The sequence below is a fragment of the Pseudomonas sp. GM17 genome (assembly GCF_000282175.2).
GTDB lineage: Bacteria > Pseudomonadota > Gammaproteobacteria > Pseudomonadales > Pseudomonadaceae > Aquipseudomonas > Aquipseudomonas chlororaphis.
In genome coordinates this window covers 3,121,163-3,146,317 of record NZ_CP124732.1, presented here as the reverse complement: position 1 = coordinate 3,146,317, position 25,155 = coordinate 3,121,163, and the positions used below count along the sequence as shown (strand labels likewise).

19 protein-coding genes and 1 pseudogene are annotated in these 25,155 nt (G+C 64.8%); 8 read left to right on the top strand and 12 right to left on the bottom strand.

The window, feature by feature from the left end; genetic code table 11:
* Positions 1 to 24: 24 nt before the first annotated feature.
* Genes argE through PMI20_RS14360 form a run of 4 tightly spaced genes read right to left on the bottom strand, consistent with a single transcriptional unit; the run spans position 25 to position 3,589 of the window.
* A complete protein-coding gene (argE, locus tag PMI20_RS14375; protein WP_007924829.1) occupies positions 25 to 1,185 on the bottom strand; it encodes an acetylornithine deacetylase in 1,161 nt (386 codons plus the stop codon).
* On the bottom strand, positions 1,178 to 1,852 hold the full coding sequence (locus tag PMI20_RS14370) for a DUF1028 domain-containing protein (RefSeq protein ID WP_007924831.1): 675 nt from the start codon (positions 1,850 to 1,852) through the stop codon (positions 1,178 to 1,180). The genes argE and PMI20_RS14370 overlap by 8 nt, the downstream gene beginning before the upstream one ends.
* A gap of 10 nt (positions 1,853 to 1,862) precedes the next feature.
* Complete coding sequence (locus PMI20_RS14365) at positions 1,863 to 2,273, bottom strand: RidA family protein (RefSeq protein WP_007924833.1); 411 nt, start codon at positions 2,271 to 2,273, stop codon at positions 1,863 to 1,865.
* A complete protein-coding gene (locus PMI20_RS14360; protein ID WP_007924835.1) occupies positions 2,273 to 3,589 on the bottom strand; it encodes a flavin-containing monooxygenase in 1,317 nt (438 codons plus the stop codon). Before PMI20_RS14360 ends, PMI20_RS14365 begins: the two co-directional genes overlap by 1 nt.
* Positions 3,590 to 3,945: 356 nt before the next feature.
* Between PMI20_RS14360 and PMI20_RS14355 the strand changes: the two are divergent.
* From PMI20_RS14355 to PMI20_RS14340, 4 genes and pseudogenes are all read left to right on the top strand, one after another.
* A pseudogene (locus tag PMI20_RS14355) lies at positions 3,946 to 4,125 on the top strand (DUF2931 family protein); the annotation flags it as partial.
* Between the two features lie 281 nt (positions 4,126 to 4,406).
* Positions 4,407 to 5,663 carry a multidrug efflux RND transporter periplasmic adaptor subunit MexE gene (mexE, locus tag PMI20_RS14350; protein WP_007924837.1) on the top strand — a complete coding sequence of 419 codons (1,257 nt, stop codon included), beginning with the start codon at positions 4,407 to 4,409 and terminating at the stop codon, positions 5,661 to 5,663.
* A 15-nt stretch (positions 5,664 to 5,678) separates the two neighbouring features.
* Positions 5,679 to 8,858: an efflux RND transporter permease subunit gene (locus PMI20_RS14345; RefSeq protein WP_284173100.1), complete on the top strand. Its 3,180-nt coding sequence runs from the start codon at positions 5,679 to 5,681 to the stop codon at positions 8,856 to 8,858.
* Positions 8,855 to 10,276 carry an efflux transporter outer membrane subunit gene (locus PMI20_RS14340; protein ID WP_007924841.1) on the top strand — a complete coding sequence of 474 codons (1,422 nt, stop codon included), beginning with the start codon at positions 8,855 to 8,857 and terminating at the stop codon, positions 10,274 to 10,276. Before PMI20_RS14345 ends, PMI20_RS14340 begins: the two co-directional genes overlap by 4 nt.
* Positions 10,277 to 10,469: 193 nt before the next feature.
* Here the strand turns inward: PMI20_RS14340 and PMI20_RS14335 are convergent, their stop codons facing one another.
* From PMI20_RS14335 to PMI20_RS14325, 3 genes are read right to left on the bottom strand one after another with little or no spacing between them, the layout of a single operon-like run.
* Positions 10,470 to 11,417, bottom strand: a complete 948-nt coding sequence (locus PMI20_RS14335) for an HlyD family secretion protein (RefSeq protein ID WP_007924843.1) — start codon at positions 11,415 to 11,417, stop codon at positions 10,470 to 10,472.
* The gene (locus tag PMI20_RS14330; protein WP_007924845.1) at positions 11,414 to 11,617 is read right to left on the bottom strand and encodes a DUF1656 domain-containing protein; all 204 of its coding nucleotides are present in this window, start codon (positions 11,615 to 11,617) and stop codon (positions 11,414 to 11,416) included. The genes PMI20_RS14335 and PMI20_RS14330 overlap by 4 nt, the downstream gene beginning before the upstream one ends.
* On the bottom strand, positions 11,607 to 13,754 hold the full coding sequence (locus PMI20_RS14325) for an FUSC family protein (RefSeq protein ID WP_007924847.1): 2,148 nt from the start codon (positions 13,752 to 13,754) through the stop codon (positions 11,607 to 11,609). The genes PMI20_RS14330 and PMI20_RS14325 overlap by 11 nt, the downstream gene beginning before the upstream one ends.
* Positions 13,755 to 14,043: 289 nt before the next feature.
* Between PMI20_RS14325 and PMI20_RS14320 the strand changes: the two genes are divergently transcribed.
* Positions 14,044 to 15,099, top strand: coding sequence for a tetratricopeptide repeat protein (locus tag PMI20_RS14320; protein ID WP_007924848.1), 1,056 nt, complete (start codon positions 14,044 to 14,046; stop codon positions 15,097 to 15,099).
* Between the two features lie 288 nt (positions 15,100 to 15,387).
* Here PMI20_RS14320 and PMI20_RS14315 read toward each other — a convergent pair whose 3' ends face one another.
* The 5 genes from PMI20_RS14315 to PMI20_RS14295 form a co-directional block, all read right to left on the bottom strand.
* Entirely contained in the window at positions 15,388 to 15,765 is a 378-nt protein-coding gene (locus tag PMI20_RS14315; protein ID WP_007924849.1) for a response regulator, read from the bottom strand.
* A gap of 78 nt (positions 15,766 to 15,843) precedes the next feature.
* On the bottom strand, positions 15,844 to 17,025 hold the full coding sequence (locus tag PMI20_RS14310) for a hybrid sensor histidine kinase/response regulator (protein WP_007924853.1): 1,182 nt from the start codon (positions 17,023 to 17,025) through the stop codon (positions 15,844 to 15,846).
* Positions 17,019 to 17,624 (bottom strand): chemotaxis protein CheB, encoded by a 606-nt coding sequence (locus PMI20_RS14305; protein WP_007924855.1) that lies wholly within the window; start codon positions 17,622 to 17,624, stop codon positions 17,019 to 17,021. Before PMI20_RS14305 ends, PMI20_RS14310 begins: the two co-directional genes overlap by 7 nt.
* The gene (locus PMI20_RS14300) at positions 17,621 to 18,436 is read right to left on the bottom strand and encodes a CheR family methyltransferase (protein ID WP_007924856.1); all 816 of its coding nucleotides are present in this window, start codon (positions 18,434 to 18,436) and stop codon (positions 17,621 to 17,623) included. The genes PMI20_RS14305 and PMI20_RS14300 overlap by 4 nt, the downstream gene beginning before the upstream one ends.
* Positions 18,436 to 21,903, bottom strand: coding sequence for a response regulator (locus PMI20_RS14295; protein WP_007924858.1), 3,468 nt, complete (start codon positions 21,901 to 21,903; stop codon positions 18,436 to 18,438). The genes PMI20_RS14300 and PMI20_RS14295 overlap by 1 nt, the downstream gene beginning before the upstream one ends.
* Positions 21,904 to 22,167: 264 nt before the next feature.
* Between PMI20_RS14295 and PMI20_RS14290 the strand changes: the two genes are divergently transcribed.
* From PMI20_RS14290 to PMI20_RS14280, 3 genes are all read left to right on the top strand, one after another.
* The gene (locus PMI20_RS14290; RefSeq protein WP_007924859.1) at positions 22,168 to 22,527 is read left to right on the top strand and encodes a response regulator; all 360 of its coding nucleotides are present in this window, start codon (positions 22,168 to 22,170) and stop codon (positions 22,525 to 22,527) included.
* A gap of 129 nt (positions 22,528 to 22,656) precedes the next feature.
* On the top strand, positions 22,657 to 23,949 hold the full coding sequence (locus tag PMI20_RS14285) for a glycosyltransferase (RefSeq protein ID WP_007924860.1): 1,293 nt from the start codon (positions 22,657 to 22,659) through the stop codon (positions 23,947 to 23,949).
* A 211-nt stretch (positions 23,950 to 24,160) separates the two neighbouring features.
* Positions 24,161 to 25,066, top strand: coding sequence for an AraC family transcriptional regulator (locus tag PMI20_RS14280; RefSeq protein WP_037036290.1), 906 nt, complete (start codon positions 24,161 to 24,163; stop codon positions 25,064 to 25,066).
* Positions 25,067 to 25,155: the final 89 nt, after the last annotated feature.

Below are 25,155 nucleotides of genomic sequence, written 5' to 3'. Positions count from 1 at the left end.
CTTGTTCTTATTGAAAAATCGTTATCAATGCTTGCAGAGGTATTCGGCCAGGCGGTCCATCAGCCGGTCGCAGGCCGCCATCTGCTCGACGCTGACGAACTCGTCCGGCTTGTGGCCCTGGTCCATGCTGCCGGGACCGCAGACCACCGCCGGGATGCCGGCCTGGTCGAACAATCCGCCTTCGGTGCCAAAGGCCACGGTGCCGAAGGCATCGCTCCCGCACAGTTGCGCCACCCGTTGCGCGGCGGCGCTTTCGGGAGCAGTCGCCAAACCTGGATAAGCCGAGATCGCTTCGAAGCGGATCGCCGTATCGGCCTTGACTGCCTGCATCGCCGGCAACAGCTCCTGTTCGGCATAGCCTTGCAGTTCGTCCACCACCGCCCGGGGTTCGAAGGCTGGCAAGGCGCGCACCTCGAAGTCGAAGCGGCAGTCGGCCGGGACGATATTCAGCGCCGTGCCGCCCTGGATCACCCCGACCTGCACGGTGGAGAACGCCGGGTCGAAGCGAGCGTCGTGATGCTCCGGGGCCGCCAGGCGCCGGCCGATCTCCCCCAGCCGGCCGATCAGCCGCGCCGCCTGCTCGATGGCGTTGACCCCATAAGGCGCATAGGCCGAGTGGCACGGTGCGCCGTGCACATGGCAACGCATGGCCAGCTTGCCCTTGTGGCCGAGCACCGGTTTAAGCTCGGTGGGCTCGCCGATCAGGCACAGCGCCGGTTGCGGGATGCGCTGTGGCAGCACTTCCAGCAGGCTGCGCACGCCGAGGCAGCCGACTTCCTCGTCATAGGAGAACGCCAGGTGCACCGGCCGGCGCAGCGGGCTTTCGAGAAACAGCGGCACCGCGGCCAGCACCGAGGCCAGGTAGCCTTTCATGTCGGCGGTGCCGCGCCCGTAGAGCTTGCCGTCGCGCTCGGTCAGGCTGAAGGGGTCGAGCGTCCAGGGCTGGCCGTCCACCGGCACCACGTCGGTGTGCCCGGACAGCACGATGCCGCCTTCCACCGCCGGACCGATGCTGGCCAGCAGGTTGGCCTTGGTCCGCTCGGCGTTGTAGATCAGCTCGCCGCTCACGCCCAGGCCGTGCAGGTAGTCGCGCACGAACTCGATCAAGGCCAGGTTCGAATCGCGGCTGACCGTGGCAAAGCCCACCAGCCTGGCCAGCAAGGCGCGGCTGCGCAGCTCATTCATCGCCCGGCACTCCGTAGCTCGGCGCCAGGGTCGGGTTGAGGGCGCGGGTCAGGTAATCCTGCAACTGTGGCTCGTAGGCGCTCCAGAGCCTGTGCAGCTCGCCGATGGGGTTGGCCTCGGCCCAGTCCACCCGCAGGTCGACGATCGGCCAGACCAGCTCGCCGACCACCGACAGCGCCGCCGAATGCACCGCGCCCGCCTCGCCCCCGGCGTCCTGCCCGGCCTGCAACGCGCTGAGCAGCCGCGCCGCCAGGCAGCCTTCGCTGCTTTCGAAGGCCTCGACCATGCGCTCGATCACTGCGCTGTTGGCCAGCAAGTTGCCGGCCGCCACGCATTGCTCACCGGCCACGGCATTGTTAATGCCCAGTGCGTGGTTGCCACTGAATACCGCCGTGCGCCCCCGGGCATCCACCACCGCCACCTGGCGGTACTGGCTGTAGCCGTTGCGGGTCAGCGCCTGGTCCAGGGCCTGCGCCGGCTCCAGGCCTTCGCCCAGGCCGTCGAGCACCTGGGGGCCGAGGGCCGGCAAGGTGATGTTCTGGCTCGACACCGCGCCCACGCCGCTGCGCAGCCAGGGGCAACGGGCGCCGACGGCGATGCTCGACGAGCTGATGGCAATGCCCAGCTGGCCGGTTTCGGCGCAGCGGCCGACGATGGAGAAAGTCATGGCGCACTCCTTATTCGGGGATGACCGCGATCACGTCGATTTCCATCAGCCACTGCGGCTGACCCAGGGCGCTGACCACCAGTCCGGTGGAGATCGGGAACACGCCCTTGAGCCACTTGCCGACCTCCTGGTAGACCGGTTCGCGGTAACGCGGGTCGATCAGGTAGGTGGTGGTCTTGACGATATGACTGAGGTCGCTGCCAGCCTCTTCCAGCAGTTGCTTGACGTTGCGCATGGCCTGCTCGGCCTGGGCCCGCGGGTCGCCGAGGCCGACCAGCTGGCCATTGAAGTCGGTGCCGACCTGGCCGCGCACATACACGGTGTTGCCGGCGCGCACCGCCTGGCACAGGTCGTTGTCCAGGCTCTGGTTCGGGTAGGTATCTTTGGTGTTGAACATGCGGATGCGGGTATGAGTAGGCATCAGCGGGCTCCCATGCGGCTGGCGGGTTGAGTGGCGGATTCGCGCTCGGCTTGGCGCTGCGCGGCGTCGCGATAATCGAAGTAGATGCGCTGTTTGACGATGTGCTCGGCGATGTGCCGGGCGTCGTGCCACACGCCCCAGATAAACGCCGAGCCGCGCCGCGACAGCCACGGCAGGCCGACGAAATAGACCCCGGGCTCGCTGGACACGCCGCGCTGGTGCCGGGGCTTGCCGTTGTCCTTGAAGGCATCGACCTGCAGCCAGCTGTAGTCCACCGAATAACCGGTGGCCCAGATGATGGTGGCGACGTTGGCCTTGACCAGGTCGAGTTCGAGGATCGGCTGGGTCAGGCACGGCGGGTCCGGCAGCATCACCCGGGCTTCGGGCTCTTGCGGCAGGTCCAGGCCGTTGCGGGCGATGTAGGCATCGGCGGCGTCGAGCAGCGCCAGGTAGTTTTCGTCGCCGCGGGCAATGTTCTCGGCCAGGTTGGCCTCGAAGCTGACCACGCCGTTATCGAAGGCCTTGGTCAGGCCGACCAGGGTCATGCCCTGGTGGGCCAGCCGGCGGAAGTCCACGGTATGCCCGCCACGGGCGCCGCTGACGGCGATGGTCACGTGCTCCTTGCCCGGCTGCATGGTCTCGGCATCCCACTCGCCGAGCACCCCCAGCCACCAGCAGAAATCACGGTTGCGGTAGGCCCGCGGCGGACGGTCATGGGCCCCGACCGAGAGATAGACCTGCTTGCCGGCGCGTTGCAGTTCATCGGCGATCTGCACCCCTGACGAACCGGCGCCCACTACCAGCACTGCGCCTTCGGGCAGCTGTTGCGGATTGCGGTAGGCCGCCGAGTGCATCTGCAGCACACGCTGATCCTGCGGGGCGATCGGCGGGATCACCGGGCACTGGAACGGACCGGTGGCCACCACCACTTGCCGGGCTTCGATCACCCCGTCGCCGGTGTCCACGGTGAAGCCCGGGCGGGCGGTGTTGCGCACCACCTTCCTGACTTCGACGCCAGTGCGGATCGGTGCGTTGAATTTACGGGCGTAGGTTTCGAAGTAGTCGGCGACCTGGTCCTTGCCGGCGAAGGCATCGGGGTCCAGGCCTTCGAATTCCAGGCCCGGAAAGCGGTCGTGCCAGGCCGGGCCGTTGGCCACCAGCGAATCCCAGCGCCCGCTGCGCCAGGCTTCGGCGATGCGGTTGCGCTCCAGCACCAGGTGCGGCACGCCCAGGCGGCTCAGGTGTTCGCTCATGGCCACGCCGGCTTGGCCGGCGCCCACTACAAGCGTGTCGATTATTGTTTTATGGGTTGTCATATCTGCGCCCTGTTGAGTGATCCCACGTAGGCAGCCGTGGGAGGTGTAGGACGCATTCTGGGAGAAGGCGGGAAATGCCGAAATTATGATTTTTGTGGTTGCTAGAGAGTAAAAAACTGTCTGGCGATCTGGGGGGCTCTGCATCAGCCCTACAACCGAATCAGCCACTGCCCAGCCTCTTGCAGAATCCTCCTGAATCCCTGCCCCAGCATTCCCGGTACGGTTTCCAGCGCCCCTTTCGCTTGAACCAGGACCCGTCATGGCCAGCAACGGACCCGGGCCGATGCCCAATCTTCTACGGCCCGCCAATCCCAACCAGAGCCCCGCCGAAGGCGCCGCCGAAACCGACCAACCGCATTGTCCAGGTCTGGGTAAGAGATGAATGTCATCACCCGATCAAAGTCACTCGCATCCAAGCCGAAGTTGAGCCTTTAGGGCCGAGCCAAGGCAAAACCAATGGCCGTTACGCCTACCCGATCAGTGAAGAGTCCAAACGCTATATAGAGAAGTACGGCATCCCCTATGGCAGTTGGTAATGAAAGCACTCACCTCCCTGCCGGGCAGACCGCAACCAGGACAACAATCCTTGCGATAACGCCTTATGCCGTCACCGCCCTCGCCGCCCGACCCTTGCAATCGCGGAAACAATGAAATTCCATTTAAGTAATTGATAGCACCCTAACGAAAGGTGCATGCTAGAGGGCTTTCATCGCGCTTATATCATTCCGAATGATAGTTACCTTCGGCTCATTCGATTCGTGCGATACAACCCTGCCGAGCATCATCCGCCCATCTCAAATACATTGGCGGATGATCCATGGAACAGTCACTCAAACACTTACGCTTCCCTCTCGCATTATTGGCTGTGCTGGTGATGAGCGCCTGTGGCAAGGCGCCGCAAACGGCCGCCAACATGCCCGCCGCCAAAGTCAGTGTGGCCAAGGTGCTGGAGCAACCGGTCAACGAATGGGACGAGTTCACCGGGCGCCTCGAGGCGCCGGAAACCGTAGAGATCCGCCCACGGGTTTCCGGCCAGATCGACCAGGTGGCCTTCACCGAAGGCGCCCTGGTGAAAAAAGGCGACCTGCTGTTCCAGATCGACCCACGGCCGTTCCAGGCCGAAGTGCGCCGCCTGGAAGCCCAGCTGCAACAAGCCCGCGCCACCGCCACCCGCAGTGCCAATGAAGCCCAGCGCGGCCAGCGCCTGCTGACCAGCAACGCGATCTCCGCCGAGCTGGCCGACACCCGCACCAGCGCCGCCCAGGAAGCCCGTGCCGGGGTCGACGCAATCCAGGCGCAACTGGACGTGGCCAAGCTCAACCTGAGTTTCACCCGGGTCAGCGCGCCCATCAGCGGTCGCGTCAGCCGTGCGCAAATCACCGCCGGCAACCTGGTGACCGCCGATGTCACCCCGCTGACCAGCGTGGTCTCCACCGACAAGGTCTACGCCTACTTCGACGCCGACGAGCGTGTGTACCTCAAGTACACCCAGCTCGCTCGCCAGGGCCAGCGTGGCCAGACCACCCCGGTCTACCTCGGCCTGTCCAATGAAGAAGGCCACCCGCACCTGGGCCAGATGAACTTCGTTGACAACCAGGTCAACCCGCAGACCGGCACCATCCGCGGTCGCGCGGTGTTCGACAACGCCGACGGCAGCTACACCCCGGGTCTCTATGCGCGCCTGAAACTGGTGGGCAGCGGCACCTACTCCGCCGTGCTGATCAACGACGAAGCGGTGGGGACCGACCTGGGCAAGAAGTTCGTGCTGGTGATGGACGCCGACAACAAGCCGGCGTACCGCGCCGTCGAGCTGGGGCCGAAGATCGAAGGCCTGCGCATCGTGCGCAACGGCCTGAACAAGGACGACACCATCATCGTCAAGGGTCTGCAGCGCGCCCGTCCGGGCGCACCGGTCAGCCCTGAAGTGGTGCCGATGGCCAGCAAGGAAACCCTCGCCGCCCTGGCGCAACAAAGAAAGGCCCTGGAAGCCAGCAACCTGCCTCAAGTCGCCCCCGCCAAGGGCGCGTCTGAAGCAGCTGCGAAACTGGCCAGCGCTGCGACTCCACGCGGTTAAGGGAAAAGACTCAAGATGAATTTCTCCCAATTCTTCATTTCACGGCCGATCTTCGCAGCGGTGCTGTCGCTGCTGATCCTGATCGCCGGCTCCATCTCGCTGTTCCAGCTGCCCATCAGCGAATACCCGGAAGTGGTACCGCCGACCGTGGTGGTGCGCGCCAACTTCCCGGGCGCCAACCCGAAAGTCATCGGTGAAACCGTGGCCGCGCCCCTGGAGCAGGCCATCACCGGGGTCGAGAACATGCTCTACATGTCCTCGCAGTCCACCGCCGACGGCAAGATCACCCTGACCATCACCTTCGCCCTGGGCACCGACCTGGACAACACCCAGGTGCAGGTGCAGAACCGCGTGACCCGCACCGAGCCCAAGCTGCCTGAAGAGGTGACGCGCATCGGCATCACCGTGGACAAGGCCTCGCCCGACCTGACCATGGTCGTGCACTTGACCTCGCCGGACAAACGCTACGACATGCTCTACCTGTCCAACTACGCCATCCTCAATATCAAGGATGAGCTGGCGCGCCTGGGCGGCGTCGGCGATGTGCAGCTGTTCGGCATGGGCGACTACTCGCTGCGGGTCTGGCTCGATCCGAACAAGACCGCTTCGCGCAACCTGACCGCCACCGACGTGGTCACCGCCATTCGCGAGCAGAACCGCCAGGTCGCCGCCGGTACCCTGGGCGCCCCGCCCGCGCCGAGCGCCACCAGCTTCCAGCTGTCGGTCAACACCCAGGGCCGCCTGGTGACCGAGGAAGAGTTCGAGAACATCATCATCCGCTCCGGCGACAACGGCGAGATCACCCGCCTGAAAGACATCGCCCGGGTCGAGCTGGGTTCCAACCAGTACGCCCTGCGTTCGCTGCTGAACAACCAGCCGGCGGTGGCGATCCCGATCTTCCAGCGCCCTGGCTCCAACGCCATCGAGATTTCCAACGAAGTGCGGGCCAAGATGGCCGAGCTGAAACAGAGCTTCCCGCAAGGCATGGACTTCAGCATCGTCTACGACCCGACCATCTTCGTGCGTGGCTCCATCGAGGCAGTGGTGCATACCCTGTTCGAAGCGCTGATCCTGGTGGTGCTGGTGGTGATCCTGTTCCTGCAGACCTGGCGCGCCTCGATCATCCCGCTGGTGGCAGTGCCGGTCTCGCTGATCGGTACCTTTGCCGTGATGCACCTGTTCGGCTTCTCGCTCAACGCCCTGTCTCTGTTCGGGCTGGTGCTGGCGATCGGTATCGTGGTGGACGACGCCATCGTGGTGGTGGAAAACGTCGAGCGTAATATCGGCCTCGGCCTGAATCCGGTGGAAGCCACCAAGCGCGCCATGCGCGAAGTGACCGGGCCGATCATCGCCACCGCCCTGGTGCTCTGCGCGGTGTTCGTGCCGGCAGCCTTCATCAGCGGCCTGACCGGGCAGTTCTACAAGCAGTTCGCCCTGACCATCGCGATCTCCACGGTGATCTCGGCCTTCAACTCCCTGACCCTGTCGCCGGCCCTGGCCGCGGTATTGCTCAAGGATCACCACGCACCGAAGGACGGCTTCTCCAAGTTCCTCGACAGGTTGCTGGGTGGCTGGCTGTTCAAACCCTTCAACCGCTTCTTCGACCGCGCAAGTGGTGGCTACGTTGGCACCGTGCGCCGGGTGATTCGTGGCAGCGGCATCGCCCTGTTCCTCTACGCGGGCCTGATGGTGCTGACCTGGTTCGGCTTCGCCCACACGCCGATGGGCTTCGTTCCGGCCCAGGACAAGCAATACCTGGTGGCCTTCGCCCAACTGCCGGACGCCGCGAGCCTGGACCGCACCGAGGACGTGATCAAGCGCATGTCCGACATCGCCCTGAAGCAACCGGGCGTGGAAAGCGCGGTGGCCTTCCCGGGCCTGTCGATCAACGGTTTCACCAACAGCCCGAACAACGGCATCGTGTTCGTGACCCTCAAGCCCTTCGACGAGCGCAAGGACCCGAGCATGTCCGCCGGGGCCATCGCCGGCGCCCTGAACGGCAAGTACGCCGATATCCAGGAAGCCTACATGGCGATCTTCCCGCCGCCGCCGGTACAGGGCCTGGGGACCATCGGCGGGTTCCGCCTGCAGGTCGAGGACCGCAGCGGCATGGGTTACGAAGAGCTGTATAAAGAAGTGCAGAACGTCATCGCCAAGAGTCGCAGCGTGCCGGAACTGGCCGGGCTGTTCACCAGCTATCAGGTCAACGTGCCCCAGGTCGATGCCGCTATCGACCGGGAAAAGGCCAAGACCCACGGCGTGGCCATCAGCGATATCTTCGACACCCTGCAGGTCTACCTGGGCTCGCTGTACGCCAACGACTTCAACCGTTTTGGCCGTACCTACCAGGTCAACGTCCAGGCTGAACAGCAGTTCCGTCTCGAAGCCGAGCAGATCGGCCAGTTGAAAGTACGCAACAACAAGGGCGAGATGATCCCGCTGGCGACCTTCATCAAGGTCAGCGATACCTCGGGGCCGGACCGCGTGATGCACTACAACGGCTTCGTCACCGCGGAAATCAACGGCGCGGCCGCACCGGGCTACAGCTCCGGCCAGGCGGAAGCGGCGATCGAGAAACTGCTCAAGGAAGAACTGCCCAACGGCATGACCTACGAATGGACCGAGCTGACCTACCAGCAGATCCTGGCCGGTAACACCGCGCTGTTCGTCTTCCCGCTCTGCGTGCTGCTGGCCTTCCTGGTACTGGCCGCGCAATACGAGAGCTGGAGCCTGCCGCTGGCGGTGATCCTGATCGTGCCCATGACCCTGCTGTCGGCCATCGCCGGGGTGATCCTGTCCGGTGGCGACAACAACATCTTCACCCAGATCGGTCTGATCGTACTGGTGGGCCTGGCGTGCAAGAACGCGATCCTGATCGTCGAGTTCGCCAAGGACAAGCAGGAAGAAGGCCTCGATCCGCTGGCCGCGGTCCTGGAAGCCTGCCGCCTGCGTCTGCGGCCGATCCTGATGACCTCGTTCGCCTTCATCATGGGTGTGGTGCCCCTGGTGTTCTCCAGCGGCGCCGGCGCGGAAATGCGTCATGCCATGGGTGTCGCGGTGTTCTCCGGGATGCTCGGGGTGACCTTCTTCGGCCTGCTGCTGACCCCGGTGTTCTACGTCCTGATCCGCAACTATGTGGAGCGCAGCGAAGCCCGCAAAGCGACCCGAGCCCTGAAACTGGAGGCGCAACAATGAGCCTGAAAGTCTTCCTGCCGAGCTTGCTGGCACTGGCCCTGAGTGCCTGTGCCGTGGGCCCGGACTACCAGACCCCGACCACCGAGGCGGCCCACATCACGGCCGCCGCCGATGGCGCCGCGGGCCAGAAGAATTTCGACCGCGCGCGCTTCGAAGGCATCTGGTGGCAGCAGTTCGACGACCCGGTGCTCAACCAGTTGGTGACAAAGTCCCTGCAGGGCAACCGTGAATTGCGCGTGGCCTTCGCCCGTCTGCGGGCCGCCCGGGCGATCCGCGACGACGCCAGCAACGATGCGATGCCGACCATCACCAGCCGTGCCAGCAGCGACCTGGCCAAGGGTCAGATCCCCGGCCAGACCACCCGCCGGGTCAACAGCGAACGCTACGACCTGGGCCTGGACATGGCCTGGGAGCTGGACCTGTTCGGCCGCATCCAGCGCAACCTGGAAGCCAGCGAAGCCGACCAGCAGGCCGCCGAGGCCGACCTCTACCAGCTGCAAGTCACCATGATCGCCGAGCTGGTGGACGCCTACGGCCAGCTGCGCGGCGCCCAGCTGCGGGAAAAGATCGCCCTGGCCAACCTGGACAACCAGCAGGAGTCGCGCAAGATCACCGAAAGCCTGCGTGACGCCGGCGTCGGCGACCAGCTCGACGTGGTTCGCGCCGACGCGCGCCTGGCCGCGGTAGAGGCCAGCGTGCCGCAACTGCAGGCCGAACAGGTGCGCCAGCGCAACCGTATCGCCACCCTGCTGGGCGAGCGTCCGGACAAGCTCAGTGTCGATCTCAAGCCCGCGCAGTTGCCGGCGATTGCCAAGGCCCTGCCGATCGGCGACCCGGGCGAACTGCTGCAGCGCCGTCCCGACATCCTCAGCGCCGAACGCCAGCTGGCCGCCGCCACCGCGCGGATCGGCGTGGCCAAGGCCGACCTGTTCCCGCGGGTCAGCCTCAGCGGCTTCCTCGGCTTCACCGCCGGCCGTGGTTCGCAAATCGGCTCCTCGGCCGCCAATGCCTGGGCCCTGGGCCCGAGCATTACCTGGGCGGCCTTCGACCTGGGCAGCGTGCGCGCCCGCCTGCGGGGCGCCAATGCCGACGCCGACGGCGCCCTGGCGACCTACGAACAGCAAGTGCTGCTGGCCCTGGAAGAGTCGGAAAACGCTTTCAGCGACTACGGCAAGCGCCAGCAACGCCTGATCTCGCTGATTCGCCAGAGCGAGTCGAGCCGCGCCGCCGCCGACCTGGCAGAGATCCGCTACCGCGAAGGCACCGTCGATTTCCTGGTACTGCTCGACGCCCAGCGCGAACGCCTGGCCGCCGAAGACTCCCAGGCCCAGGCCGAGGTCGACCTGTACCGTGGCATCGTCGCCATCTACAAGGCCCTGGGTGGCGGCTGGCAGCCTGAGACGGTGGCCAGCAAGTAAGGCTTCAACCGAGCTCCTTTGGTTGGCCGCAACCAACCAAATTTTTGCCCCGTGTTCTCATTCGGTCACGGGGCTTTTTTTCGCCCATAGAACAGCATCGCGAGCAAGCTCGCTCCTACATGAGCGTGCACGGCTCATGTAGGAGCGAGCTTGCTCGCGATAGGCGCCCTCGCCGGCACCGCCATTTCCCGACCTACTCCAACACCGTCACCGTCGCCGTGGTGCCAGCGCGCAACCTGTCCTTGCCCGGGTAATCGGGGTCGATGGCGATCCGCACCGGCACCCGCTGCGCCAGCTTGACCCAGGTGTAGCTGGGGTTGATGTTGGCCAGCAGGCGGCTGCCCTGGGAGTTCTCGCGGTCGGTAATGGCGAAGGCGATGCTCTGCACCTTGCCGCCGAAGCTCTCGCCGCTCATCAGCTGGATGCGCACCGCGCTGCCCTCCTCGATCCGCGGCAGCTTGGTCTCCTCGAAGTAGCCGCTGACATAGAAGGAAGCGCTGTCCACCAGCGCCAGCAAGGCCGCGCCGGCAGCGGCATGGTCGCCCTGGCGGGTCTGCAGGTTGGTCACGTAGCCGCTGACGGGGGCTTCGACCCGGGTGCGCTGCAGGTCCAGTTCGGCCTGCTTCAGCGCGGCCTGGGCCAGGTGCACGTTGGCCTGGGCCAGGCCGAGGTTGGCCTGGTCGCGCAACAGGTCGGCCTGGGCCACCGCCACATCGGTATTGGACTTTTCCCACTCCTCGCCGGAAATCGCAAAGCCCTGCTTCAGGGTCCGCCGCCGGCGCTCTTCGCTTTGCCGCTGCTTGAGCTGCGCCGCGCTGGCGGCAATCGCCGCCTCGGACTGGCCGAGGGTGGCGACCGCCACTTCCACCGAGCGCTTGGCATGTTCCACGGCCAGGGCATATTGCGCCGGATCGATCTCCAGCAACAGCTGGCCCTTGTCCACGTGCTGGTTGTCCTGCACCCGCAGGCTGACAATGCGCCCGGCGACGTCCGCCGACAGGGTCACCACATCGGCCCGCACCCGTGCGTCGCGGGTCCAGGGCGCGCGGGTGTAATGCTCCCAGGCGAACCAGCCCAGCACCAGCGCCAGCACTACCGCCACCAGGGTGATCGAACGGGCCAGGGTGTTTTTCAGATTCATAGGCTTCCCATCAACAGAATGACCGTGGCGCAGACGCAGGCATACAGCGCCCCTTCGAACAACGCTTCGTGCCAGACGAAACGCAATACACCGAGGCGCCGCAGCCCCCAGTCGAGCAGCAGGAAAATCGGCAAGGCCAGCAACAGGGCCTGGGCAATGGGCGGCAGGTAGACGCCGCCGAATTCGAAATCAATGGGCAAGGGCCGGTTCTCCTGTTTCCGTGGGTTGCAGCATGGGGTGGTAGCGCTCCAGGAAGGCGCCGACGATCAGCAGCGAAACGCGCATGCGGAACACCGACCACAGCTGTTCGCGGGCCTGGGGCCGGTCGTCGCCGTGCAGTTGGTCCAGGTGGTCGCCTAGTTCCCGCAGCCGCGCCAGCAGTGGGTCCACATCCAGCCCCGGGCGCCCCGCCACATACCGCCCGACCCACCGCAGCAACTGCTGCAGGTCGGCGTTGGCCGCGCCGCTCAGCCAGGGGTTGTCCAGGCTCTGCTGCTTGAGCTGGTTCATCGCCACGCCCAGGGTCATGCAGGCCAGGCTGGTCTCGAAACGCTCGGCGCAAACCCGGTCGCCGGCGGCGGGCAACAGCCCGAGCATCTGGGTCAGGCGGTCGACCATGCGGCTCTCGAAGACAAACTGCTCCTCATCGCTGGCCGTGGTTTTCTGCAAGGCGTACACCTGCTCGCGGGTGTCGCGGAACAAGCGGCGAATGCGCAGCACCGGGTTGAACGGGAAAATGAACGCATAGACCAGCAACGACAGCACCCCGCCGCTGACATAGGCCCCGGCGAACTCGAACCACTGAGCGGCGTTGTTCTGCCAGGCGCCGATGTTCTGCGGGCCGATCATCAGCAGGCTCGACAGCCCCAAGCCCATGCCGATGCCGGCGGTCATCGGGCTGGCCAGGCCCACCGCGACCGTATACAGCAGCGGCACCAGCAACAGCGCCAGCCATTCGAAATCGCCGATCAAGGGCACCAGGGCGAAGACGTAGACCGCCGAGACCAGCAGCGCCAGGGCCTGGCCGCGCATATAGCTTTGCGCCGCCGCCAAGGGCCGTGGGAAGGTCGCCATCAGCGAACAGAGAATGCCCACCAGGACCATGCTCGAACGCGCACCGTCCCAGGCGGTTTCGATCCAGATCAGCCCGGCGACCAGCAGCGCGGTGAAGGCCCGCAGCGCATTCATCGCCGCCAGCGGCCAGTCCAGGTGCAGTGGGTTTGAGCGGCCCTGGCGGTACAGGCAACTGGCTTGGCGACCGTCCTGGATGGCATCGCTGAATTCGAGAATGTCTTCGAGCTGCTTGAGCATCCGCGCCTGTTCCCAGCGCAGGGCCCAGGCCAGGGAGCGCAGGGTGGCGGGCAAGGCATCGGCCTCGCGCTCGGCGCGCCGCGCTTGTTCGTCGAAACGCTGCTGCAAGTGCGCGAACTGCTGCCGCGAGGCGGCGGGCAAGGCACGCCCGTGCTGCGCCAGTTCATCGAGAAACGCCAGCTCGTCGGCGCGCAGTTGCTGGATCGCCTCCGGCAGCTCGCCGACCCAGCGCGCCCGCAGCAGTTCGCGCTGGTGGCGCAGTACGGTGAGGCGCGAGGTCAGCAGCACCAGCTGGTTGCCCAGCAGTTGCACCAGGCCATCGGCGCTGCGCAAGCGCGGCGCGTCGAAATACAGGTGGCGGCGCAAACCTTCCAGGGCGCTGATCTCGCCCAGCAACTGCATCTGCCGCTTGTGGAAGTCGGCCTCGCTTTCGTCGGTGCGAATCGCCGCCGTGGCGTGGGTCGCCAGCAACTTGAGCACCTGGTCGATCTTGGCGAAGTAACCATCGGCCACGGCCTCGGGCCGCGCCGTCAGCAGGCTGACCACGCAGACGCAGGCCACCGCCAGCAGGGTTTCGGTGACCCGGGTAATGGCCAGCATCAGGGTGTTGCCTTGGTCGGGGATCGCCAGCATCGCCACCACCACCGCAGTGTAGCCACTGAGCACGAACGCCTGGGAGCTGGTGTAGCGCAGCAAGGTGCCGCCGGCGGTGCACAACGCCAGCCACAGGCCCAGGGTGACCAGGAACGGCAGCGGCGCCTGGGGGAAGATCGCCATGATCAGCACCGCCACCGCGGCCCCCAGGGTGGTGCCGACCACCTGGCCGAAACTGCGGGCCAGGGCCATGCCGGCCAGGGGCTGGCTGACAATGATCACCGCCATCAGCGACCACTTGGGCTGGTCGAGGTCGAAGATAAACGCCAAGTACAGGGTCAGCAGGCCGGCGGCGATGGTACGCAGGGCGAAGCGCAGCACCGCGCCCCCCGGCTGGATCACGACCTTGAAGTAATTGATCAGTGGCTGCATGAGTGGGTTCTGGACAAAGGGGCACCTGCGGCTAGCGTAGTCAGTCTGCGGCCGGGAAAGCTTATCGTCCCGGCCTTCCCGGCAGGAAGGCAATTTTTTCCGAACTGTCGATCCTTCGCGCCAATCGCTTGGTCAAGCAGAATGATTGGACCAACCGGCGCCGCTCTTCCAGCCTTGCCCGCCGCAAAAACCCGAGTCGTGCCCGCCGCCCCGCAAGCGGGTTTGACTCCGAGGGGAACCTGACCGAAGCTTGCGCCTTCGTAAAGCCGCCCCCGCCATGGATGCCTGCATGACCAAGCCCCGCCGCACCCTGTTGATCAGCCTCCTCGTCGTATTGGCCCTGGGCCTGGCGTGGCTGTTCCTGCGTACTACGCCACCGGCGGTGCCGGATGCGATCAGGCACGGTTACGGCAAGGCGCTGGAGCAGGCGCGCAACGGCCAGCCCGGCGCGGCGCGGGTGCTGTATCAGCAGCTGGGGCGTCCGGACCTGTCGGACAGCCGCCGCATCCGCCTGCTCGCCGAGCTGCACAACTACCCCAGCCCACAGGCGCTGAAACTGGCCGACGCCGGCCTGCACCACACCGAGCCCGAGGTCCGCGAGGCCGCCATCCAGGCGGTGCTCGGCCTGGTCCCGGCGCGCCAGCGCAGCCTGCTGATCGGCCCGCTGCTGGACGATGAAGTGCAAAGCGTGCGCTTCGCCGCCGTCACCGCCCTGCTCGGCCTGTCGCCGGATGAACAGGGCCTGTATTTCGGGCCGCTGCAGCAAGTGATCGATGAGTACACCCAGGTACTCAAGGCCCAGCCGGAGAACGTCGAGGCACAATACCAGCTGGCGCGCCTGTACCTGCACAACGCCAACCTGGACCAGGCCCAGCAGACGCTGGAGCACGCCTTGAGCCTGCAACCGGACAACCTGCAAGCGGTGATCCTGCAACTGGAGGTGCTCGACCGCCAGGGCCGCAGCGAAGCCGCCCGCCAGTTGCTGGCCAAACAGCTGCAGGCGCAACAGGATTCCGCCTACCTGCAACACGCCCTGGGCATGTGGCTGCTGCACCACGACCAGAGCGAGTTCGCCCTGCTTGGCCTGTCCCGCGCCGTGGAACTGGAGCCGAACAACGCCGACTACCGCTATGACCTGGCCACCACCCTGCACAGCGAAGAAGAGCTGGAAGCGGCGCAGAAACAGCTCGAGGAAATCGTCCAGCGCCAACCCGCCAACCGCAAGGCGCGGGTGCTGCTGATCAAGTACTGGAAGGAAAGCGGCCAGTTGCAGAACGTGCAGATCCTCCTGGCCCAGCTGGAGCAACAGAACCCTGACGATCCGGCCTTGCAGCAAGGCCTGTAAAGGCTATTCCCCTGTAGCCGCTGCCGAGCTTGCGAGGCTGCGATCGACAACGCAGTTGTCGCAAAACCTGATTCTGCGGTGGACCAGGTGGAGTGCGCGGCCTGGATTTACGCCTGCTTTGCAGGCGAGCGCAGCCTCGCAGGCTCGGCAGCGGCTACAGGAGCGCGGCAGACTTCGCGTAGCCGCTGCCGCAGGCGCAAGTCCTGAACATGCATGTTGTCTGATACGCCGCGAGGATCGATTGACGATCTTGCTGGCGGCTACATGCCCGCTGCCGGCCGCGGGATGTCACGCCAGCAGGCGCTGGATCTGCTCTTGCAGGCTGTCGAGGTCGAAGGGTTTGGCCAGGATCGGCGCGCTTCTCGCGATGGGGCTGCCGGATTCGAGAATCTCGGTGGGATAGCCGCTGATGAAAATCACCTTGAGGTCGGGGCGCAGTTTCACCGCGGGCTCGGCGATCATCACCCCGGTAATCCCGCCCGGCAGCCGGTAGTCGGTGATCATCACATCCAGGTGCGGTTTGCTGGCGAGGATCTCGAATGCCTGCTCGCCGTTTTCCGCCTGCAACACCCGATAGCCCAGGCCCGACAGATAGTCGGCGAGCAACATCAGAATCACCGGTTCATCTTCGACGATCAGTACGACGTCTTGTGCATCTTCACTCATGAGAAGCCTTTGTTCGGTCAATAGCTGCTGATACGACCATCCGGTCATCCAGAAGGTTGCGTGGGAGCCGGTGTTTTCCTACAGCGGCAGACAAACGCGAAACAGGGCACCTTCGCCGATCCTGCTGTCGACTTCGATGGTGCCGCCATGGGCGGTGACGATCTGCTCGGAAATGAACAACCCCAGCCCGAGCCCGGCCACCGCATGATTGACAGAGACGCGCTCGAACTGCTGGAAGATACGCGCCTGGTTTTCCTCGCTGATGCCAATCCCGTGATCGCGCACTTCGACCCGCGCCTGCCCGTCCGCGCTGTACACCCGTACTTCGATCGGGCTCTTGGCGCCATAACGCAAGGCATTGGTCAGCAGGTTGGAGATCACCTGTTCGATGCGGAACTCGTCCCACTGGCCGAGTACCGAGTCTTCGGCGCTCAGGGCAATCGACGACTCGGCGGCCTCGACCTGGGGCGCGAAACTCTCCAGCAGGCCGCGCACCAGCTGCACCAGGTCGACCCGGCTCGGGCGGATCGACAGCTTGCCGGTACGGATCCGCGAGATGTCCAGCATGTCCTCGATCAGGCGGATCAGGCTTTTGATCTGGCGCTCGTCGCGGTCGACCATGGCGTGCATCTTGTCCAGGGTGAAGGCGGCGGCGTTGTCGCGGGCCAGGTGCATCTTGCGCAGCTGGGTTTCCAGGATCAGGCCGTTCAGCGGCGTGCGCACCTCGTGGGCGACGATCGACATGAAATCGTCACGCATGCGCACCGCCTGCTCCAGCTCGTTCTGGGTCGCCTGCAACTGCTTGAGCAACGCCTCCTGCTCGCGCCGGCTCTGCTCCAGGGCTTCGACCTGCTGCTTCATGGCCTTGCTCTGCCGGTACAGGTCGACGAACACATTGACCTTGCTCTTCACCGCATGGGTATCCAGCGGCTTGTGTAAAAAGTCCACCGCGCCGCTTTCGTAGCCCTTGAAGGCATAGTCGAGCTCGCGCCCGGCGGCACTGACGAACACGATGGGAATGTTCTTGGTCTTCTCGGTGCCGCGCATCAACTCGGCCAGCTCGAAGCCGTTCATGCCGGGCATCTGCACATCGAGGATGGCCATGGCGAACTCATGCTGGAGCAACAGCGACAATGCCTCGTCCGCTGACAGCGCCTTGTACACCTGGCGATCCTCGCGCTTGATCAGCGCTTCGAGGGCCAACAGGTTCTCTGGCAGATCGTCGACGATCAGCAGCTTGGCTTGGATATTACTTAACATGCGATTCGTTCCAGCTCGACAAGCAGACGGCTGATGCCGTGCAAAGGGAGAATGTAATCCGGTCGGTGCAGCGCGATGGCCGCCTCGGGCATGGTCGCCACCTGGGCCTCGGCCGGGTCCTGGACAATGCTCAGGCCGCCGCGTCGCTTGACCTGGGCCAGGCCTTGCGCGCCGTCCTGGTTGGCCCCGGTCAGCAGCACCGCGGCCAGGCGCGGGCCATAGGCATCGGCGGCGGAGTCGAACAGGTAATCGATGGCGGGACGCGAATGATGCACGCGCTCCTCCTGGCTCAGGGACAGGCTGCGGTCCTGTTCCACCGACAAGTGATAACCGGGCACGGCGAAATACAGGGTGCCGCGCTCGATGGTCTGCTTGTCGCGGGCCTCTTTCACGGGCAGCGCCAGGCGCTGGGCGAACAGCTCGGCCAACTGGCTGCGATGCTCTTCGGGCAGGTGCAGCACCACCACTATCGGCAGGCTGAAGCCCTCGGGAAACGCCGTGAAGATTTTCAGCAACGCCTCGACGCCGCCGGCCGACGCGCCTATCACTATGGCCTCGACCCGCGGCAAGGCGGATTGCCCGTTGGCGTCATCGTTCATGATTTGCGGTAGACCCGTTCTTGTTTGACCAGCGGCTCGAAATGCTCGCCGTAGGTCGAGAAGTCCAGGGTTTCCTTGCTGCCCAGCACCAGGAACCCACGGTGGCAGAGCGACTCGTGGAACAGGCCGAAGGCCCGGTCCTGCAACTTCTTGTTGAAATAGATCAGCACGTTGCGACAGGAAATCAGCTGGGTTTCGGAAAACACGCTGTCGGTCGCCAGGCTGTGATCGGCGAAGGTCACGTTCTCACGCAAGGTCTTGTCGAAGATCGCGTAGTCGTAGGCCGCCGTGTAGTAGTCGGCAAAGGAGCGCAAACCGCCGGCCTGCTGGTAGTTCTGGGTATAGGCGCGGATGTTCTCCAGGGAAAAGATGCCCTGCTTGGCCTTCTCCAGGGAGCTGGGATTGATATCGGTGGCGTAGATGATGGTGCGCTCCAGCAACCCTTCCTCGCGCAACAGGATGGCCATGGAATAGACCTCTTCGCCGGTGCTGCAGCCGGCGATCCAGATCTTGATCGAGGGATAGGTCTTGAGCAGCGGCACCACTTCCTGGCGAATCGCCAAGAAGTGCGACGGGTCGCGAAACATCTCGCTGACCGGGATCGTCAGGAACTGCAGCAGCTGCATGAACGCGCCCGGATCGTGCAGCACCCGCTCCTGCAGGGCGGAAATGGTCTTGCATTCGAACTGGCGCAGCGCATGGTTGATCCGGCGCTTGATCGAGGCGCCGGAGTAATCGCGGAAGTCGTAGCTGTACTTGAGGTAGATAGCTTCGATCAACAGGCGCAGTTCAATCTCGGTATTGCGCTCCACTAGATTCTTTCCATCTTGGGTAACCAGACTCGAATGAGGGAAAACAGCCGGTCGAGGTCGATCGGCTTGGCCAGGTAATCGTTGGCCCCGGCCTGCAGGCAGCGCTCCTGATCGTCCTTCATGGCCTTGGCGGTCACCGCGATGATCGGCAGCTTGCGCCAGCGCGGCTGCTTGCGGATTTCCTGGGTGGCTTCGTAGCCGTCCATCTCGGGCATCATCACGTCCATCAGCACCAGGTCGATGTCCTCGACTTCGTTGAGCTTGGCGATCGCCTCATGGCCGTTGCGGCCGATGACCACGATCGCGCCTTTCTGCTCCAGGGCGCTGGTGAGGGCGAAGATATTGCGCACATCGTCGTCCACCAGCAGGACCTTGCGTCCCTCGAAGACCTTGTCGCGGCTGCGGGCGGCCTTGAGCATCTTCTGCCGCTCGTGGGACAGCTGCGACTCGACCTTGTGCAGGAACAGGGTCACTTCATCCAGCAGGCGCTCTGGCGAGCGCGCGCCCTTGATGATGATCGAGCGCGAATACTTGCGCAGCTCCGCCTCTTCGTCGCGGGTCAGGTTGCGCCCGGTGTAGACGATCACCGGCGGGAACGAGCAGATGTCCTCGGTGGACATGCGCTTGAGCAGGTCGTTGCCGAGCATGTCCGGCAGCTTCAGGTCGATGACCATGCAGTCGTAGAGGTTGTCGCGCAGCAGCTCCAGGGCCTCCTGGGCCAGGCCGACGGCGGTGATCTCGATGTCGTCGTCGCCGATCAGCCGGGCGATGCTGTCGCGCTGCAGGTCGTCGTCCTCCACCAGCAGCACACGCTTGACCTTCTGGGTGAGCTTGGCTTCCAGGCGGGCGAACACGTCCTTGAGCTCTTGCCGAGTGGTGGGCTTGACCGCGTAGCCGATGGCGCCCATGTGCATGGCGGCCTCGACCCGGTCTTCCACGGAGATCACATGCACCGGGATATGCCGGGTGGCGGCATGCGCCTTGAGGCGCTGCAACACCGTCAGCCCGGAATGATCCGGCAGGCGCATGTCCAGCAGGATCGCGTCCGGCACGAACTGCTCGGCCAGGCTGTAGCCCTCGTCGGCGCCGTGGGCCACCAGGCACTGGTAACCCAGCTCGTGGGCCAGGTCATACAGAATGTGGGCAAAGTTCGGTTCGTCCTCCACCACCAGGATGCAGCGGGTGGCGAACGGCACCTTGTCGCGATCGTCGGCGAAACGCGCAATCTCCACCTCGGGCACCGGCGGTGCAGCCGGTTTGCTCGGCGCCGGCGCCACCCGCACGGCGGCGGGCCTGGTCGCCTCTTGCGGCTCTGGTGCGTGCTCGACGTATTGTTCCGGCAGCACCAGGGTGAAGACACTGCCCTGCCCCGGCTCGCTGGCGACCGTGATCGAACCGCCGAGCAATGCCGCCAGGTCGCGGGAAATCGACAACCCCAGGCCCGTGCCGCCATAACGGCGATTGGTGGTGCCATCGGCCTGGCGGAAGGCTTCGAAAATGCTTTCCTGCTGTTCCGGGGCGATGCCTATCCCTGAGTCGCGCACAGCAAAGGCAATGCCCGCCTCGGGCTCGCGCGACACGGTCAGGCTGACCTGGCCCTTCTCGGTGAACTTCACCGCGTTGGACAGCAGGTTCTTGAGAATCTGCTCGACCCGCTGGCAGTCGGTGAACAGCATCGAAGGCGCGCCGGGCTGCAACTCGACACGAAATTCCAGGCCCTTGTCCGCGGTCAGCGGCTGGAACAGCCCGCGCAGGCCTTCCACCAGGCGCGCGACGCTGGCGTTTTCCGGGCGTACTTCGAGCTTGCCGGCTTCGACCTTGGAAATATCGAGAATGTCGTTGATCAGGTTGAGCAGATCGTTACCCGCCGAATAAATCGACTCGGCGAACTGCACCTGTTCGGCAGTGAGGTTTTCCTCGGCGTTTTCCGCCAGCAGCTTGGCCAGGATCAGCGAGCTGTTCAGCGGCGTGCGCAGCTCGTGGGACATATTGGCGAGGAATTCGGACTTGTACTTGCTCGAACGCTGCAGCTCCTCGGCACGCTCCTGCAACTGCACCTGGGCCTGGTTCAGCTCGCCGTTCTTGCGGTCCATGGCGTCGCGCTGCTCCGCCAGCTGCTCGTTGGTCTGCTCCAGTTCCACCTGCTGGGCCTCCAGGTGCACCTGGGACTCCTTGAGCACCCGCGACTGTTCCTCGAGCTCCTCATTGGCGGTCTTCAGTTCTTCCTGTTGCACTTGCAGCTCTTCGTTGAGCTGCTGGGTTTCGGCCAGCACGTCCTGCAGGCGCTGGCGATAACGCGCGCCCTCGATGGCGGTGCCGATATTGCCGGCGATCAGTTCCAGCAGCTCGACATCACGCTCGCTGAGGGCCCGCAGGAAGCCCAGCTCGATCACCCCGTTGACCCGGTCGTCGTCGCTGGTCGGCACCACCAGCACGCTGCGCGGCACGCCTTCGCCCAGGCCGGAGCTGACCTTGAAGTAATCGGCGGGCACCTCGTCCAGGCGGATCAGCCGGTCCTGCTGGGCCGCCTGGCCGACCATGCCTTCACCGAGGAAAATCGACTGTTCGCGCTCTTCCTGCTCGCGGGAGAAGCCGTAGGCGGCCACGCGCTTGAGGCCGCCGTGCTCTTCACGCACGTACAGCGCCGCCACCACGCTGCCCAGGTATTGCGCGCAGAACTGCAGGAGGTTGCGCCCCAGCAGGTTCAGCGTCAGTTGCCCCAGCAACTGCTCGGCCAGTTCGGTCTGGCCACTGCGCAGCCAGGCCTGTTGCGCCAGGCTCCGGGCACTTTGCTGCTGGGCCTCGAGGTTGGCGCTGTAGCTCTTCGACAGGTTGAGCAGGTCGCGGCGCCCGATATAGGCCAGCAGGCCGCTGATCACCACCACGAACAGCAGGTACAGGACCACGCTGAGGATCGTGGTGCGTGTGACATTCTCGTTGCGATCGACCCGCAGTTGCTGCTCCATCGCCACCGCTTCGTCGTATTCCTTGCGCATCTGGTCGGTCAGGCGCTTGCCCCGGCCGGACTGCACCGAGCGGCGATAATCGCCCTCCTGGCGGCGCATCTCAATCATGTTTTTCGCGTGCAGGCCCCACTCTTCCTGCAAGGCTTCCAGGCGCTTGAAGCGGTCCACCTGCTGTGGGTTATCCGCCACCAGCCCGCGCAGCTCGCGCAATTCGCTGAAGATCTGCGGCTTGGCCACTTCATACGGGTCGAGAAAATGCTCGTCGCCGGTGATCAGGAAGCCGCGCATGCCGGTTTCCAGGTCGACCGTCAGCTTGGCGGCCTGGTTGATGCCGTTGATCACCCGATCGCTGTGCTGGACCCACTGGATCGCCGAGAGCAGATAGCTGATCAGGGACACGAAGACCACCGCGCTGAGCACGCCCACGCCCAAGGGAAGCGCGATGTTGCGGCTTAGCAGCTTACGAAAACTCTGTTCATCGACCGAAGACGAAGAGATCATTGAAAGGCCTTGGTAGAGGGTCAAAAACCATGGAGTTTGCCCCAAAGGAGGGCAGCGTATCTATGCTTGCGACAAGCTCGGTGGCAATTTTTCATCCTGCACTGCCCACCCTCGATCAGACAGGTTATTCTGGCACAACTTGTACAGAATTACTTTTTTGTACAGCCTTGGGAACTTGTCATTGCGCGTTATTTACTGATGCAAGAGACAAGCACTTTTTTCCGCTGCCGTCCTTTTTTTCCATTTATTTTCGAGAGCCTTGCCATGTCCCCCACCGATTCCACCATCCTGGTCGTCGAAGACGATGCCATCGTGCGCATGCTGATTGTCGATGTGCTGGAGGAGCTGGAATTCAAGGTGCTGGAAGCCGCGGGCAGCGAAGAGGCCCTGGCCCGGTTGCAGGACCACGCGCTGCGGATCGACCTGATGATGACCGACGTTGGCCTGCCCGGCATGGACGGCAAGGAACTGGCGGCCAGCGCCCGCGCCTTGCGCCCGGAGTTGCCGGTGCTGTTCGCCAGCGGCTACGCGGAAAACATCGAGGTGCCCGCCGGCATGGCGGTGATCGGCAAGCCCTTCTCCATCGACCAGTTGCGCGACAAGGTCCGCGCCATCCTCGGCTGAACCCTCGGTAACCCGCGCCGACCCGACGAGCACCTCGGCCATGGGCGCCAGGGCGGCCGCGCCAGCGCCCTGCTGTGGTTTAATGGCGCCCCCCGCAGACACCCCCGCGCTTTTCAGGAATACCCACTCATGAGTCCGACCGCCGCCACCAAAGTCCTGGTCATTGGTTACGTCTGGCCCGAACCCCGCTCATCGGCGGCCAGCGGGCACCTGATGCAGATCCTCCAGGTCTTGCTCGGGCAAGGCTGGGATATCACCTTCAGCAGCCCGGCCAACCCCGGCGAGCACAAGGAAGACCTGAGCGCCCTGGGCATCCGCGAGTGCCCGATCGAACTGAACAACAGCAGTTTCGACCGCTTCATCGCCGAACTGGCGCCGGATATCGTGCTGTTCGACCAGTTCATGATGGAGGAACAGTTCGGCTGGCGCGTCGAACAACAGTGCCCCGGCGCGCTGCGCGTGCTCGAGACCTCCGACCTGCAGAGCCTGCGCCACGCCCGCCATCAGCGCCTCAAGGAGCACCTCAAGGCCAGCGACGACAACGATGACTTCAGCGCCCTGTTCGCCCCCGCCGCCGCGCAGGAGTTCGCCGCCATGGCCGACACCGACCAGGCCCGGCGCGAAATCGCCGCGCTGTACCGCTGCGACCTGAGCCTGATGATCTCCGAGTTCGAGATCGAGCTGCTGGTCGGGCAATTCGGTTTGCCGCCGGCCTTGCTGCACTGGTGCCCGCTGATGCCCGAGCACATGCCGCACAGCTATGTGCCCTTCGCCGAACGGGCGCACTTCCTGAGCATCGGCAACTTCCGCCACGCGCCGAACTGGGACGCGGTGCTGTGGATGAAGAACGCCGTGTGGCCGCTGATCCGCCAGCAGCTGCCGGGCGCGCAGTTGCATCTCTATGGCGCCTACACCCCGCCCAAGGCCGCGGCCCTGCACAACCCGGCCCAGGGTTTCCTGGTGATGAACTGGGCCGAGGATGCCTTGCAAGTCATGTCCGCCGCGCGGATCTGCCTGGCGCCGCTGCGCTTCGGCGCGGGCATCAAGGGCAAGCTGCTGGACGCCATGCTTTGTGGCACGCCGAGCGTCACCACCCCGGTCGGCGCCGAAGCCATGCACGGTGACGCGCCCTGGCCGGGAGCGATTGCCGAGTCGGCCAGCGCCATCGCCGCGGCGGCGGTGCGCCTGTACCAGGACCAGGCGCTGTGGAGCGCGGCCCAGGAACAGGGGCGCCAACTGTTGCTTGCGCGCTATCGGCAACAGGTCCACGGCCCGGCCCTGATCGAGCGCCTGCAGTACTGCCGGGCGAACCTGGCGCAACTGCGCCGCGATAACTTCACCGGCGGCATGCTGCGTCACCATCACCACAAGAGCACCCAGTACATGGCGCAGTGGATCGAAGCGAAAAACCGCCTGGCCTGAGGCACGCCCGCCGATCCCCCGGACACCCGACCCTGTAGCCGCTGCCGCAGTCTGCGATCGACCCCGAAGGGGGCGCCGCTCTTGCGGGCCCTGAAGGTCCTGCGGACCTTGTCGCAGGCTGCGCCAGCGGCTACAGGTGTTACGGCCGGCACTGGTGCTGAGGGTTTGAAGGAGGCATGATCGGGCGCAACAACGATAAAAGCGCAGCGCCATGAGCCGATCAGCAAGAGTCACCGACCCTTCCTACGAATTGATGGACGACCATAACGGCCTGTCGATCATCTATCGCCAGCACGGCTTCCCCTGCCCCCTGGTGCGCTGGCACTTCCACAAGGAGTACGAGCTGCACCTGATCGTCGCCAGCTCCGGCAAGGTGTTCATCGGCGACTACATCGGCAACTTCTACCCCGAATCGCTGTTCCTCACCGGCCCCAACCTGCCCCACAACTGGATCAGCCAGGTGGCCGAGGACGAAGTGGTGGCCAAGCGCGACATGCTGGTGAACTTCACCGACGAGCTGTTCGAAAGCGGCTATCAGGTGTTCGCCGAACTCAAGAGCCTGACGCCGCTGCTGGAGCGCGCGCAGTACGGCATCGAGTTTCGTTGCAAACGCACCATCGCCCAGGCCATGGAGCTGATGCAGCGCATCGCCGACTCCAGCGGCATCACCCGCCTCGGGCACTTTTTCATCCTGCTGGAACTGCTGGCCGCCTGTGACGATTACCAGTTGCTGTCCGGCGCCACCAACGTGCAACTGGCCGACGAGCACAACGTCGACCGCACCAACCGCGCGGTGGACTACATCTTCGCCCACTACGCCCGCGAACTGCCGCTGGAGGAAGTCGCCGACTACCTGGGCATGAAACCCACCTACTTCTCCCGGGTGTTCAAGCAGGCCACCGGCCGCTGCTTCGTCGAGTTCGTCAACCGCCTGCGCATCAGCAAATCCTGCGAATTGCTGGCCGACGGCGACAAGCCAGTGACCGACGTGTGCTTCGAGTCCGGCTTCAACAACATCTCCAATTTCAACCGGCGCTTCCAGCAACTCAAGGGCATGACCCCTTCCCACTACCGACGCCTGGCCGTGCAGCGCCTGACCGAACAGAACCTGGCCTGACCCCACAAACACCGCCGCCCCCTTCGTAGGAGCGAGGCTTGCCCGCGATGCAGGCACTGTGGTGTGTCAGGCATTGTGCGGCGTGGCTA

What these genes read in the sequence shown, in the direction of transcription:
- argE (WP_007924829.1), bottom strand. Translation starts at nt 1,185, where the DNA reads ATGAATGAGCTGCGCAGCCGCGCCTTGCTGGCCAGGCTGGTGGGCTTT.
- PMI20_RS14370 (WP_007924831.1), bottom strand. Translation starts at nt 1,852, where the DNA reads ATGACTTTCTCCATCGTCGGCCGCTGCGCCGAAACCGGCCAGCTGGGC.
- PMI20_RS14365 (WP_007924833.1), bottom strand. Translation starts at nt 2,273, where the DNA reads ATGCCTACTCATACCCGCATCCGCATGTTCAACACCAAAGATACCTAC.
- PMI20_RS14360 (WP_007924835.1), bottom strand. Translation starts at nt 3,589, where the DNA reads ATGACAACCCATAAAACAATAATCGACACGCTTGTAGTGGGCGCCGGC.
- mexE (WP_007924837.1), top strand. Translation starts at nt 4,407, where the DNA reads ATGGAACAGTCACTCAAACACTTACGCTTCCCTCTCGCATTATTGGCT.
- PMI20_RS14345 (WP_284173100.1), top strand. Translation starts at nt 5,679, where the DNA reads ATGAATTTCTCCCAATTCTTCATTTCACGGCCGATCTTCGCAGCGGTG.
- PMI20_RS14340 (WP_007924841.1), top strand. Translation starts at nt 8,855, where the DNA reads ATGAGCCTGAAAGTCTTCCTGCCGAGCTTGCTGGCACTGGCCCTGAGT.
- PMI20_RS14335 (WP_007924843.1), bottom strand. Translation starts at nt 11,417, where the DNA reads ATGAATCTGAAAAACACCCTGGCCCGTTCGATCACCCTGGTGGCGGTA.
- PMI20_RS14325 (WP_007924847.1), bottom strand. Translation starts at nt 13,754, where the DNA reads ATGCAGCCACTGATCAATTACTTCAAGGTCGTGATCCAGCCGGGGGGC.
- PMI20_RS14320 (WP_007924848.1), top strand. Translation starts at nt 14,044, where the DNA reads ATGACCAAGCCCCGCCGCACCCTGTTGATCAGCCTCCTCGTCGTATTG.
- PMI20_RS14315 (WP_007924849.1), bottom strand. Translation starts at nt 15,765, where the DNA reads ATGAGTGAAGATGCACAAGACGTCGTACTGATCGTCGAAGATGAACCG.
- PMI20_RS14310 (WP_007924853.1), bottom strand. Translation starts at nt 17,025, where the DNA reads ATGTTAAGTAATATCCAAGCCAAGCTGCTGATCGTCGACGATCTGCCA.
- PMI20_RS14305 (WP_007924855.1), bottom strand. Translation starts at nt 17,624, where the DNA reads ATGAACGATGACGCCAACGGGCAATCCGCCTTGCCGCGGGTCGAGGCC.
- PMI20_RS14295 (WP_007924858.1), bottom strand. Translation starts at nt 21,903, where the DNA reads ATGATCTCTTCGTCTTCGGTCGATGAACAGAGTTTTCGTAAGCTGCTA.
- PMI20_RS14290 (WP_007924859.1), top strand. Translation starts at nt 22,168, where the DNA reads ATGTCCCCCACCGATTCCACCATCCTGGTCGTCGAAGACGATGCCATC.
- PMI20_RS14285 (WP_007924860.1), top strand. Translation starts at nt 22,657, where the DNA reads ATGAGTCCGACCGCCGCCACCAAAGTCCTGGTCATTGGTTACGTCTGG.
- PMI20_RS14280 (WP_037036290.1), top strand. Translation starts at nt 24,161, where the DNA reads ATGAGCCGATCAGCAAGAGTCACCGACCCTTCCTACGAATTGATGGAC.